16 protein-coding genes are annotated in these 13,028 nt (G+C 38.2%); 2 read left to right on the top strand and 14 right to left on the bottom strand.

All coding sequences use genetic code 11. The features are described 5' to 3' along the window. The first annotated feature begins 181 nt into the window (after positions 1 to 181). Both IGK81_RS03500 and IGK81_RS03495 read left to right on the top strand, forming a co-directional pair. Entirely contained in the window at positions 182 to 1,138 is a 957-nt protein-coding gene (locus tag IGK81_RS03500; protein ID WP_010719786.1) for a magnesium transporter CorA family protein, read from the top strand. Positions 1,139 to 1,207: 69 nt separating this feature from the next. Then, positions 1,208 to 1,324: a DUF4044 domain-containing protein gene (locus IGK81_RS03495; protein ID WP_010719787.1), complete on the top strand. Its 117-nt coding sequence runs from the start codon at positions 1,208 to 1,210 to the stop codon at positions 1,322 to 1,324. A 222-nt stretch (positions 1,325 to 1,546) separates the two neighbouring features. On the opposite strand, the gene recN is transcribed toward IGK81_RS03495, so the two are convergent. The 14 genes from recN to IGK81_RS03425 all read right to left on the bottom strand — a co-directional run bounded on the left by recN (position 1,547) and on the right by IGK81_RS03425 (position 13,026). Continuing rightward, on the bottom strand, positions 1,547 to 3,226 hold the full coding sequence (gene recN, locus IGK81_RS03490; protein ID WP_010719788.1) for a DNA repair protein RecN: 1,680 nt from the start codon (positions 3,224 to 3,226) through the stop codon (positions 1,547 to 1,549). A gap of 17 nt (positions 3,227 to 3,243) precedes the next feature. Next, positions 3,244 to 3,693, bottom strand: coding sequence for an arginine repressor (argR, locus tag IGK81_RS03485; protein WP_010719789.1), 450 nt, complete (start codon positions 3,691 to 3,693; stop codon positions 3,244 to 3,246). Between the two features lie 99 nt (positions 3,694 to 3,792). Further along, entirely contained in the window at positions 3,793 to 4,611 is an 819-nt protein-coding gene (locus IGK81_RS03480; RefSeq protein WP_010738204.1) for a TlyA family RNA methyltransferase, read from the bottom strand. Between the two features lie 14 nt (positions 4,612 to 4,625). After that, positions 4,626 to 5,510, bottom strand: coding sequence for a polyprenyl synthetase family protein (locus IGK81_RS03475; protein WP_010719791.1), 885 nt, complete (start codon positions 5,508 to 5,510; stop codon positions 4,626 to 4,628). After that, entirely contained in the window at positions 5,510 to 5,734 is a 225-nt protein-coding gene (locus tag IGK81_RS03470) for an exodeoxyribonuclease VII small subunit (protein WP_010719792.1), read from the bottom strand. The genes IGK81_RS03475 and IGK81_RS03470 overlap by 1 nt, the downstream gene beginning before the upstream one ends. 5 nt (positions 5,735 to 5,739) lie before the next feature. Further along, positions 5,740 to 7,080, bottom strand: coding sequence for an exodeoxyribonuclease VII large subunit (gene xseA, locus IGK81_RS03465; protein ID WP_034698802.1), 1,341 nt, complete (start codon positions 7,078 to 7,080; stop codon positions 5,740 to 5,742). Further along, complete coding sequence (locus tag IGK81_RS03460) at positions 7,081 to 7,926, bottom strand: bifunctional methylenetetrahydrofolate dehydrogenase/methenyltetrahydrofolate cyclohydrolase (RefSeq protein WP_010738206.1); 846 nt, start codon at positions 7,924 to 7,926, stop codon at positions 7,081 to 7,083. Positions 7,927 to 8,020: 94 nt separating this feature from the next. Next, positions 8,021 to 8,470, bottom strand: coding sequence for a transcription antitermination factor NusB (gene nusB / locus IGK81_RS03455; RefSeq protein WP_010719795.1), 450 nt, complete (start codon positions 8,468 to 8,470; stop codon positions 8,021 to 8,023). Then, the gene (locus tag IGK81_RS03450) at positions 8,463 to 8,888 is read right to left on the bottom strand and encodes an Asp23/Gls24 family envelope stress response protein (RefSeq protein WP_010719796.1); all 426 of its coding nucleotides are present in this window, start codon (positions 8,886 to 8,888) and stop codon (positions 8,463 to 8,465) included. The genes nusB and IGK81_RS03450 overlap by 8 nt, the downstream gene beginning before the upstream one ends. Positions 8,889 to 9,123: 235 nt before the next feature. Further along, entirely contained in the window at positions 9,124 to 10,188 is a 1,065-nt protein-coding gene (locus IGK81_RS03445) for a M24 family metallopeptidase (RefSeq protein ID WP_010719797.1), read from the bottom strand. Between the two features lie 189 nt (positions 10,189 to 10,377). Next, the gene (locus IGK81_RS03440; protein WP_010719798.1) at positions 10,378 to 10,623 is read right to left on the bottom strand and encodes a GlsB/YeaQ/YmgE family stress response membrane protein; all 246 of its coding nucleotides are present in this window, start codon (positions 10,621 to 10,623) and stop codon (positions 10,378 to 10,380) included. A 172-nt stretch (positions 10,624 to 10,795) separates the two neighbouring features. Further along, the gene (locus IGK81_RS03435; protein WP_010719799.1) at positions 10,796 to 11,170 is read right to left on the bottom strand and encodes a DUF956 family protein; all 375 of its coding nucleotides are present in this window, start codon (positions 11,168 to 11,170) and stop codon (positions 10,796 to 10,798) included. Between the two features lie 116 nt (positions 11,171 to 11,286). Next, complete coding sequence (locus tag IGK81_RS03430; RefSeq protein WP_010738207.1) at positions 11,287 to 12,201, bottom strand: PTS system mannose/fructose/sorbose family transporter subunit IID; 915 nt, start codon at positions 12,199 to 12,201, stop codon at positions 11,287 to 11,289. Positions 12,202 to 12,222: 21 nt separating this feature from the next. Beyond that, positions 12,223 to 13,026, bottom strand: coding sequence for a PTS mannose/fructose/sorbose transporter subunit IIC (locus IGK81_RS03425; RefSeq protein WP_010719801.1), 804 nt, complete (start codon positions 13,024 to 13,026; stop codon positions 12,223 to 12,225). Positions 13,027 to 13,028: the final 2 nt, after the last annotated feature.

Here is a 13,028-nt window from a genome sequence, read left to right as displayed (position 1 = left end):
TTTATAAAGTTTTCTACTATTTTTACTTCTTAGATAAAGATCTAATCCAAATTGTATGAGTCCACTCCTTTAATACTACCTTTTTCCTGTTCCTAGCCAATCCCATTTTCCAAGCTCTTTCACTGTGTTCTATTCTGATATTCGTTATAATAGATGAAAGAGCGTATTAGGAGGTTCAAAAATGATCAAGTATTTTTCTATCGAGGATCGACAATTGGTCAATACTCAAAAAGAAACAGCAGATACGATTTGGTATTGCGTCGAACGTCCAAGTGAAGATGAAATCCAGCAAATCACACACCAATTTCAAATTCCGTCTGATTACATTACTTCTATTTTAGACGATGCTGAAAATTCACGAGAAGAAGAATTTAATCAGACTAAATTAACAAAACCAGCGTTATTATTATTGCAATACCCGTTTCCAAAAACAAGCCCAAGCGGCTATTTTCAAGTAGATACTTACCCTTTTTCTATTATTGTGACACCTAAAAAAAAGCTTATCACAATTACGAATCATGAACCACTCTTTTTGAAAAAAGTATTTAGTCAAGCTTTTACTGAAAATGATTTACCAGCCAACTTAAATATCTTCATGCAATTATTGTGGCAAATTACTTTTTCCTACAATACTTATCTCAGCACCTTACAATCACAATGCGATGTCTTGGAAAAACAATTGCGTGTCTCAACAGAAAATAGTCAACTGTATCAAATCATGGATATCCAAAAAAGCTTGGTTTATTTCAAAGAAGCAACAACGGCTAACCTGACCACTTTAAAAACCTTAGTAAAAAACAAAACGATTCAAGAAAACCACGCTTTAAAAAATCATCTCCATGATGTGATTATTGAAACAGAACAATCACGCACTACCGCTCGAATTCAATTAAAACTAGTTGAACAAATGAATCAAACCTTTTCAGCAATTGTTTCTAATAATCTAAACAATATTATGAAAATTTTAACTTCTCTAACGATCATCTTAACGATCCCGACCATCATTGGTAGTCTATATGGAATGAATATCAAGCTTCCTATTGCAGGAAGGGACGATGCGTTTTTATGGATTATTCTACTGATGATTTTTATCAGTATTGCTACTGCTTATTATTTAAAAAAGGGAAAGTTTTTGTAACCGTCCCCTTGTGAAGAAAAGTAAAAGGAGTTAAACTAAAGACAACTAAAAAATTTCGAGGTAAAAATTATGCGCGAGAATAAACAAACAAGTACTTTTTCAAAAATCACTAAATTCGTTGTTTGGACCATGTTGATCTTAACGATTGGTTCAGTTGTCTTGACTGCAGTTATGAGTGTCATGTAAGAATGGCTTAAAAACCAACAAGTCCCGCACTTCCCAAAAAGAAGTGCGGGACTTGTTTTTTACCTTGCTAGGAAAGAATGTTCGCTTGCTAATGGTTCGTTTTTTATAAGAAAGCCAAGTGTCGTTTTAGTTGCTGCCATACAAGTAGCATCTCTGAGTCAAATAACTGTTCATTCTAAGATATCCTCTTCTCTTAGACTGCTCAGGCTTCTACCTATTTTTCTATTTACTTGCTAAGCGTAATAATTCTTTGGCATGCTCGACTGTTAGTGGGGTAATTTCACTTCCTGCTAACATTCGGGCAATTTCGGTCTCTCGTTGTGTGGGTTGTAGTTCGGTAACCGATGTTTGGGTACGCCCATCAATGACTTCTTTTTGAATATAGTATTGAAAATCGGCAACTGCAGCGACTTGCGGTAGATGGGTGATACACAAAACTTGTGAGTGACATGAGATCTGTGAGATCTTATCTGCAATCGCTTGGGCAACTCGACCGCTTACTCCTGTATCCACTTCATCAAAAATGATACTAGTCACACCTTGTTCTGAAGAAAAAATAGTTTTTAACGCCAACAACATACGTGATAGTTCCCCACCTGAGGCAACTTTTACTAATGGCTTCAATGGTTCTCCAGGATTTGTGGTTATGTAAAATTCCACTTGGTCCAATCCATTAGCATCTAATTGTCCATTTTTTTCAGATGAAAAACGGACTTCAAACTCCGTGTTTTCCATATATAGACTTTTTAATTCCGTTAAGATTGATTTTTCTAGTTCTTTAGCGATTTTTTTTCTTGTTTTATGCAGTGCTAATGCTTGTTCTTGCAAGAACGTTTCTTTTTTAGTTAATTCCAGTTGCATTTTTTCTAGTTGACCTTCTGAGAAATCAGAAGAATCCAGTTCTTTAGTGATTTCTTCGTAATAATCAAGGATTGCTTCCACTGACTCCCCATATTTGCGTTTCAACTGACGAATCAATTCAAGCCGTTGATTGACTTCTTCTAATCGGTTTTCATCCAATTCCAGCAGATCGATTTGGCGACTCATGTCACCAATGGCATCTTGAAGTAAATAATAAGCACTTTGAACATTCTCAACGATTGCTTCATATTCATTATCTAGATGAGCAATGCTTTGTAGTTCAGAAACAGCTAAACCAACGTTATCCACACTACTGGGTTCTCCCGCACTCAATGCACTATAACCACTAGCAAAACTATCCACGATCTTTTGATAATTGCTTAATTTTTCTCTTTCCTCGCTTAACTGTTCCTCTTCGCCAACTTGTAAATCAGCTGCTGCGATTTCTTCTTGTTGAAAATGAAGCATGTCGATCCGTTGAACAAATGATTTTTCATTTTGTTGGACTTTCCGCATTTTTCGTTCGAGCTCACGATAGATAGCATACTCTTTTTGATATTTTTTCTTTTGTTGTTGAAAAGTACGATCACCAAAACGATCCAATAAATTTAAATGGGCTTCTGGTTGTAATAGCTCCTGGTGTTCATTTTGTCCTTGAATATCAACTAGATAACTTCCGATCCTTCTAAGGTTTGCCAGCGTAACAATATGTCCATTGACTCGGCAGACATTTTTACCCGTTAATGCCATATCACGACGAACAATCAAGTTATCACCATCTGATTCGATGCCAAGTTCTTCCATCAATTCAGTAAATCCTTCTTGACTTGGCCATTCAAACAACCCTTCTAAGATACACTTATCGGCTCCTTGGCGAATATAATCACTGGAGCCTCTACCACCAGCCAGTAATCCAAGGGCATCAATGATAATCGATTTACCTGCCCCGGTCTCTCCAGTTAGAGCTGTCATTCCTTTATGGAAAGACAAATGCAATTCCGGAATAATCGCAAAATTAGTAATACTGATCTCTTGTAACAAGGCAATCACTCCTCAACTCAAAGGTAATGTAAAAAATCCATTTTCAATGCAACTGCATCTTCTTCTGTTCGTGTGATCATCAACACATTATCGTCATCATTAATGATGGAAAACAATTCTTTTTTATATCGTTTATCAATTAAATTAGCCGCAGCAGAAGCGTTGCCTGGTAAAGTTTTTAAAATGACGAATTTTTCCATTTGATCAACAGCCACAAATGCATCTTTCAATAACTTTTCTAATTTCGTACTAACGTCTTCAGTAGTTTCTGCAGGAAGACTATAGCGATAACCTCCATCAGCTGCAGGAACTTTGATGAGTTTGAGTTCTTTGATATCTCTGGAAATCGTTGCCTGCGTCACTGAAATCCCTTTGTTTTTCAGGATCTCCACAAATTCTTCTTGTTTTCTGATATCATTTTCATTTAGTAGCCGGGTAATCAAACGATGCCGATCTTTTTTTCGCATACGTTCTTCGCTCCTTTACGTATTCTTCCTTACTATGATAGCTTATTTCAAACGCTTAATAAAGAAGAATCCGCTGTCTTCTTTATTGCTTGCCCGTCATTATTTGTGGTTAAACTGGTTGTGGGCTTCTTGGACGATCTTTTCAGGTGCCACATCTGGAGATAACGTTCCTTGATCAGAAACTTTTTTCAAATGGGCTAAAAATTCAATGTTCCCCTCTCCACCGGTTATTGGTGAATAACTTAAATCTAATACATCATACCCATGCATCGCAGCAAAGTGTAAAATATCCTCAATCACTTGTACATGCGTTTGAGGGTCACGAACGATCCCATTCTTGCCAACTGCTTCTTTCCCCGCTTCAAATTGTGGTTTGATCAAAGCAATCACTTCGCCACCGTCAACTAAAATTTCGTGTAATGGCACTAACATCAAACGTAAAGAAATGAATGATACATCGATGACGGCAATCTCTGGGGTTCCTTCTTGAAAATCTTCTGGTTTGGCATAACGAAAATTCGCTCTTTCCATTACTACAACTCGTTCATCTTGTCTGATTTTCCAAGCTAATTGATTATACCCAACATCCAGAGCATAACTCATTTTTGCACCATTTTGTAAAGCCGCATCGGTAAAACCACCCGTTGATGCTCCAATATCCAATAATATTTTACCTTCTACAGATAAATCAAAGACCTTTAGCGCCTTTTCTAATTTCAATCCTCCACGAGAAACATAAGGTAATTTTTTGCCTTTGATCTGTAATTCACTACTTACAGGGATTTTTTCCCCTGGCTTATCGAAACGTTCATTTTTTTCGTTATAGATCAAACCAGCCATAACTGAACGTTTGGCTTGCTCTCTCGTTTCAAACAAGCCTTGCTTGACTGCTAAAACGTCTACGCGTTCTTTTTCCATTTTTTTCTCCATTTCTATACACTGAATTGCTGAACTAATTGACGTAAAAGTTGTCCATCGAATGAACATACCGTTTGTTCTAACTGATCAATCATTCGATTCGCCGCATCAATCTCATTTTCAAGTGCGCTTTTTGTTTCTTCGATACCTAATAAACCTGGATAAGTCGTTTTTTCCATTTTAGCATCTTTACCAGCTGTTTTACCTAATACTTCAGTCGTGCTAACCACATCGAGCAGATCATCACGAATTTGAAAAGCAAGGCCTAGATGACTGGCTAATTTTTGTAGGCTAGCTAAAACTTCCTCCGGTTGGTTTGCTAATACTCCTCCCGCTAATAAAGCGTAGTGCATCAAGCGACCAGTTTTTCTTTCGTGGATAAACATTAATTCCTCTAATGTTAATTGTTTTGTTTCTCCCTCGATATCCGCTGCTTGACCAGCAACCATCCCTTGGGTACCAGCATTGATTGCTAATTGTTGCAGCAGTAAAAGTTTTGGTGAGTTCGCTAAATGAGCCATACTGATGAGTTGAAAGGCACCTGTCAATAACCCATCTCCTGCTAAAATAGCCAGTGCTTCCCCGTAGACTTTATGGTTTGTTGGTTTTCCGCGGCGTAGATCATCATTGTCCATTGCCGGAAGATCATCGTGAATCAACGAATACGTGTGGATCATTTCCAAAGCAGCTGCTACTTGATAAGTTGTTGTATTGATCGATTCGCCAAACGCAGCTACTGTACTAAGTAAAAGCAAAGGACGAATCCGTTTGCCTCCAGCGCGAACGGAATAAAGCATACTTTCTTTCAACTGTTCATCAGAAGTGTAGTCATTTAGAAAAGAAACAATTTCTTCTTCTACAGAAGATAGATGGATCGTTGAAAAATCAGCCAACTTCATTATGCTTCCTCATTTCCTTCAAAAGTAACTTCTTCATTTGCCTCTGACATCATTTTCGTCAAGGTTTTTTCAGCTTTAGTTAAAGTATCTTGGCAATGCTTACTTAATTCCATTCCTCGTTTAAAAGCATCTAAAGCAGATTCTAAAGGTACATCACCTTGTTCTAATTCCATGACAATTTTTTCTAATTCTTGTAATGATTCCTCAAATGTCGGATTTTCCATATTGATCATTCTCCTTCTTCTACTTCTTGTACCGTAGCATTCACTTGTCCGTCTTGGTAATGGATCGTGATCGTATCCTCAGGCTTCATTTCTGTCACACTTTTCACGACACGACCTTCGATTGTTGTGTAATTGTATCCTCGCCCCATGATTTTTAACGGACTAAGCAAATCTAATGATTGAATCGCTTGTTGGAAACGTTGCTGCTGGCTCTGCATATATTGTTCCATTTTTTCAGCTAACCGCTTCTCTAAGTAGTCTGTTTCTTGCTTGGCAGATTTCACTCGATAAGTCGGTGCAACTTGTGCCAACTGATGGTTCAAACGAACCGTTTGTTTTTCTTTCAAATGATAAATTTGTTGTGTCGCTTGGAACAAGCGCTGTTTGAACTGATCAAGCTTAATTGTTTGTCCTTCATACAGACGTTCCGGTTGACGGAAAACATATGATTGTTTTGCTCGTTCAAAACGTTCTTGTTTGCGTTGAATTTGACGCAAAAAGGCCTGTTCAAGCCTTGCTTGCCGTTCTTTCAGCTTCAATAATACTTCAGATAAAACAGGAACAGCTAATTCAGCTGCCGCCGTCGGTGTGGCTGCTCGTACATCTGCTGCTAAATCAGCAATAGTAGTATCCGTCTCATGTCCAACTGAAGAAATCACAGGTGTTCGTGCCTCAAAAATGGCACGTGCTACTCTTTCTTCATTAAATGGCCACAAGTCTTCAATCGATCCGCCGCCACGTCCAATGATCATCGTGTCGAAATCTCCCAGTTCTTCAACACGACGGATATTTTCAACGATATTGTCAGCTGCTTGATTTCCTTGCACCACCGTTGGGAATAGGACGAGTTGGGCGATGGGGTAACGTCTTTTGACAGTTGTGATGATATCTCGGATAACTGCACCGCTTGGACTGGTCAAAACTGCAATTCTTTTTGGAAAACGTGGAAGAGCTTGCTTATGTTCCGGCTTAAAAAGACCTTCTTTTCGCAATTTTTCTTTTCGTTCTTCTAATTCTTGATATAGCGCTCCTACACCATCAGGTTCCATGTGTTCAACGTAAATCTGATAAGAACCAGAAGCTTCATAAAGAGAAATCCGTCCGACAACTAATACTTTCATCCCTTCTTTAGGTTGAAAACGTAATTTTTGAAATGCACCTTTGAACATGATTGCTGAGATTTTCGCATGGTCATCTTTTAAACTAAAATATTGATGTGCATTTGCTCTCAAACGAAAATTCGAGATTTCACCTGTTAAATAGACCCTTTCAAGATAAGGGTCTACATCAAATTTCCTTTTTAAATACTTGGTTAATGTGGTTACTGTTAAATATTCTTGTGTCATCTACTCACCTGCTTCAGCAGCCAGCACGGTTTGATACATCAGCATCGTAATCGTCATAGGTCCTACTCCTTTAGGCACTGGAGTGATATAGCTTGCTAAAGGTTCTACTTCATCAAATTTTACATCACCGATCAATTTCCCATGCTCATCACGATTCATACCAACATCGATCACCACTGCGCCTGGTTTGATAAATTCCTTAGTAACAAAATGGCCTCGCCCAATCGCTACGACTAAAATATCAGCTTCTTTTGCAAGTTCAGCAAGGTTAGCCGTTTTTGAATGAGCAATCGTTACTGTAGCATCTGCCATCAATAATAATTGTGCCATTGGTTTCCCTACAATATTGCTACGTCCGATCACCAGCGCCCGCTTCCCTGCCAAATTGATATCATAAGCTGCGAACATTTTCATGATGCCATATGGCGTACAAGGAATCTTATCGGGGTTACCAGCTAATAATCGTCCTAAATTCATTGGATGAAAACCATCTACATCTTTTTTAGGATCAATTGCTAATAAGACTTTTTCTTCATCAATGTGTTTTGGCAATGGCAACTGAACAAGAATCCCGTGAAAATTTGGGTCTTGATTATATTTTTCGATTTCAGCTAACAACGTTTCTTCAGAGATCGTGCTTGGGTAACGTTCAACTTTTGAATGGATCCCGATTGATTTTGCGGAACGTTCTTTATTACGTACATAAACCTGACTGGCTGGATTTTCTCCTACTAATAAAACGACCAATCCGGGGGAGATCGATTTTGTTTTTAATTCGCTCACTTTTATCGCAATCTCTGCTTGCATTTTTTCAGCTAGTTCTTTTCCATTAATCAATTCTGCCATACGATCACTCCCAGATTTTTTTGTGCTTTCATTCTACCATAGATAAACAAGCTTTTAGAACCCGTTTCCTTGTTTTCATAGAAAAAAGCTGGGACTATGCCCCAGCTTCAATCTCTTTTAAAACATTAGATAATACACCGTTGACAAACTTACGTGATTGATCATCACTAAAAGTTTTGGCTAATTCAATGGCTTCATTCAATGCGACTGCGGATGGTACATCTTCAATGTACTTCATTTCAAAGATGGCGATACGCAAGATGATCAAATCCATCTTAGAGATACGATTGATGCGCCAGTTTCCTTTGAGGTGCTTCTCAATGGTTTGGTCTAATTCGCCTTTTTTCGCACACACACCGCCAACCAATGTATCTAAATAAACAGGAACAAACTCTGACTCCTCTTCATTGATCATTTCTTTGTGATCCAACTCAATTGCATGGAAAATTGCGTCTTCTTTGGTCAAATCAGCATTAAAATCTAATGGAAATAATGCTTGTAAAGCCATTTCACGAATTTCGTGTCTTGATAATTCTTTATTCATTTTCTTCCTCTTCGTCTTCAAAAAGTTCTTCAATTGCTGGTTGTTCTAGTTTTTCCGGTACGACTGCTACCACATGAACATTGACTTCTGCTAAAGCAATGTCTGTCATGAAAAGAACTTGCTGATTCACGCGTTCTTGCATTTCCATCGCTACTCTGGGAACAGAAACCCCATATTCTAAATAGCAATAAAGATCTACTTTTAACCCATCTTCATCATTTACTAAATAGACACCTTTACCATGCGCTGCACGCCCTAATAATTCCGTTACGTTGCTGGCAAATGTTCCACGCATCCCATAAACGCCTTCTACTTTTGAAGCAGCGATACCAATAATCACTTCAATGACTTCTGGCGCAATGACAATTTCACCAAGCTCTTGAGTCGCATTCAAAACTAAATTTTTGTCCTCTGCCATTTTATCTATTCCTCCTTTTGCCTCTACACAGATTGTTGCCTACGAATGAACCGTTCTTTCACTTATTCTTCATTCGAAACGTATAAAGGTAAACTGTTCACTTGCCTATTTGAGAGTCTTTTTCTCAAACAAATTACGCTTTGTTTTCAAAGCTTGCTGTCTTCTATAGTGTATCATTAAATCAAGTGATTTTCTATAACAAAGTCTGAGTGAATGATGCTTTAGGCTACGCTCATCATAAAATAATCAACTCTTTTGGTGAATGCGTCAACACGCGATTTCCATCAGAAGTAATCAATAAATCATCTTCGATTCTAACGCCACCGATACCTGGTAAGTAAATGCCTGGTTCGTCGGTAATAATATTTCCTGGAACAAATTGTTTCTCAGCTCGAACTGAAACATTGGGTCCTTCATGGATCTCTAAGCCAATTCCATGTCCTGTTGAGTGTCCAAAAGCTTCGCCATAACCATGTTTCGTAATGTAATCTCTAGCTACAGCATCTAGTTGCTTACCGGTAACTCCTGGTTTAGCTACTTCCAGAACTGCTAGTTGGGCTTCAAGAACGATTTGATAAATTTCTTTTAATTGTTCTCCTGGGTCACCAATCGCAAATGTTCGTGTCATATCAGAAACATAACCTTCATAGTAGCATCCAAAATCTATTGTGATCAAATCGCCTTGTTCAATGATTTTTTTGCTAGCAACTCCATGCGGCATAGCTGAGCGTAAACCACTAGCAACGATTGTTTCAAAAGAAACACCTGACGCTCCAAGTGAACGCATATAAAAATCTAATTGGTTGGCAACTTCGATCTCTGTCATTCCCGGTTGAATCATCTTGAGAATATGGTCATATGCCAAATCTGCAATACTACAAGCTTTTTCAATAATCGCAATTTCTTCTTCGTCTTTGATTTCTCGAAGTTCTTCAATCATGCCCGAAATAGGAATCAGTTGCGCATCAATGATCTCTTCTAATACCGAATATTCTAAGAAGGAAACAGTTGTTTCTTCAAAACCAAGTTCACGTAGTCCTTCTTTTTGAACTAAGTCAGCTACTTCTTCAAAAATCGGTCCTACATTTTTGATGATCTCAAATCCTTGAGCTTGAGCTGCTGCTTGCTCGGTATAACGAAAGTCAGTAATAAAAAAGGCTTTTTCTAATGTGATGACCGCTAAGCCTGTCGTACCAGTAAAATTAGTCAAATAACGAAGATTATATGGACTAGTGATCAAAAATGAATCTAAATTTTCTTCTTGCATTTTTTTACGCAATTTTTCTACTCGTAGCATCATAAATGAAATTCCTTCTTTCTTTGCTCTCTTTTTTCTATTATAGCAAATTTTCTTTCTGACACAGCAGATAAAACAAATTTTCTTAATAAACTTAGTAAAACAAAAATAGTTAAGACAAATCAGTTTCAGATTTGCCTTAACTATTTACTTCTATCTGCAAAACTATTGGCTAAGCGTTAATCTATTTGATTATGATCGTTTCCCAAAAAAGAATGAAACAACTGCCACTAAAATAACTGCGCCTAAAATTGATGGAATAAGTGCCATACCAGCTGCATGTGGTCCCCAGTTACCAAAAATTGCTTGACCGATACTTGAACCAATCAATCCAGCAATGATATTTGTGATACAACCCATAGAATTTCCTTTACTGGTAATTGCTCCAGCAATGGCTCCGATGACTGCACCAACGATTAAAGTCCATATCCAACCCATACTAATAACCTCCTTCTTTACAGTTTCATTCTAGCATAGGAAAATTATTAGGAGCAAATGATTGAACCAGTGTTGAAGCTGACCTAGATAATGACACCGCACGCAAAAGAAAAAGCGAAACACAAAACAAAACACGAATGACATGCTGCGAAGAGCATCCATTCGTGTTTTTCTACTTGCGTTTGAAGATACTTTTGACACCACGTTTCACTACATCAAAAAAGCTCAAGGATTGAACCATACGACTAGGATCTACGTATTTTCTGATAGCGCGAAGTACTTTTTTGGGTTCTTTAGAAGAAAATGTATATGTACCATTTTTCTTTGTTTGAATGGCATAGCGCGGAATCCATTTTCCTTTGAACATAACGGATGCGATGACGTAATCAATCTCTTCCCAAGGGATTTGAACAAATTTCCGAGTGTCTCTTGCATGATAAAATTCGAATCCTCGGTCTCCAATCATGATTTTCCCATAATCAGTCAAACCAGTAAACGCAGTGGCATCAATTACCAAATCAACTTTTGTATTGATTGATTGAACCATTTAATCACTCCTATTATTTTATCTATCTAGTATACTATCGTTTCAATGTTGAAATCTCAAGCAGCATCCACTTTTTGATAAAAAAAGCTCGGGGCTACGCCCGAGCTAGATTCTTATTATAAAAGACCAACAACATGGCCAACTACACCGACAACGAATAGACCTAAGATAATGACAATTGGAGAAACTTTTTTCTTCAATAACCACATGCATAGTAATGTCAATGCTAAAGCAGCTAACCCTGGGATCAATTGATCTAAGTTATCTTGTAAAGTTGTTACTTTTTCAGGACTAAGTGCTAGACCACTGTTTACTTGTTCAAAAGCACTCTTGATTCCTTCGCCACCAGCAGGTAATTTATCCCACTCAATGTAAGCACCTTTATCTAACTTAACAGTTGATACAACTGGCAAGAATTTAATCGATACCCACCGCTGTACTAAGGCGGCTAATACGAACATCCCTAAGATAGATGCACCTTTTGTTACGTCTTGCAATAATCCACCAGATAAATCATCTGTGATTTTAGAACCAGCTTTGTAACCAAATTCTTGTGTATACCACATGAATGACCAACGAATAATGTTCCAACCTAAGAAGAAGATGATTGGTCCAAGAATATTACCACCCATTGCTAGAGAAGCACCAAGAGCTCCTAACATCGGACGAACAGTAAACCAGAATACTGGGTCACCAACACCAGCAAGAGGTCCCATCATACCAACTTTAACCCCTTGGATCGCTACATCGTCAACAGGAGCGCCATTTGCGCGTTCTTCTTCTAATGCTAGCGTAACACCCAAGATAGGTGAAGCAATATATGGATGTGTGTTGAAAAATTCTAAGTGACGTTTAAGAGCTGCTGTGCGCTCTTCTTTCGTTTTGTATAATTTTTTGATTGCTGGGATCATTGAGAAAGCCCAACCACCATTTTGCATACGTTCATAGTTCCATGAACCTTGAATGAAGGTAGAACGCCATGCAACAGCTAAACGGTCTCTTTTAGATAAAGTAATTTTTTCTTCTGCCATTTTTATTTTCCTCCTTCAAGATTAATAGTCATTCAAAATGTCGCCTAGAGGGTCACCTGAGTTGCTTCCTCCGCCACCATTTGAAGAGCCTCCCATTTTAGAAAGGTTCAAGTAGATAAGAGCTAAAGCAACACCTAAAGCACCTAGGGCAATCAATGTTAATTGAGTAATTGCAGCTACAACAAAACCGATAACGAAGAATGGCCATACTTCTTTAGTTGCCATCATGTTGATTACTAATGCGTAACCTACAGCAACAACCATTCCCCCACCAATAGCCATACCGTCTGTTAACCATGCAGGCATTGATTCTAAGAAAGATTGAACAGTTTGAGCTGGGATGAATAATAATGCTCCAGCAGGAATTGCAATACGGATACCTTGTAAACATACTGCAATGATGTGCCACATTTCAACTTTGCGGATGTTACCTTCTTCAGCAGCAGCATCCATCAAGTGAACGATAGGAACAGCGATTGTACGTACGATCATTGTTAAGAACAAACCAGCAACAGCAAGTGGTACTGCGATAGCAATAGCTGATGGAACGCCTCGAACACCTTGACCACCTAATACTAAAATAATTGCAGATGCAACTGATGCCAATGCAGCATCTGGTGCTACAGCAGCTCCGATATTTGCCCAGCCAAGAGCGATCATTTGAAGAGTACCACCTAATACGATACCTGCTTCAAGGTTACCTGTTACTAAACCTATTAATGTACATGCCACTAGAGGTTGATGAAATTGGAATTCATCCAGAATCCCTTCCATCCCTGCTAGAAAGGCAACGAATACGACTAAAATCATTGAAATAATAGACATGA

This window comes from Enterococcus sp. DIV0703 (assembly GCF_051711065.1).
GTDB classification, from domain to species: domain Bacteria; phylum Bacillota; class Bacilli; order Lactobacillales; family Enterococcaceae; genus Enterococcus_B; species Enterococcus_B hirae.
This window is presented reverse-complemented; position numbering and strand designations above follow the sequence as displayed.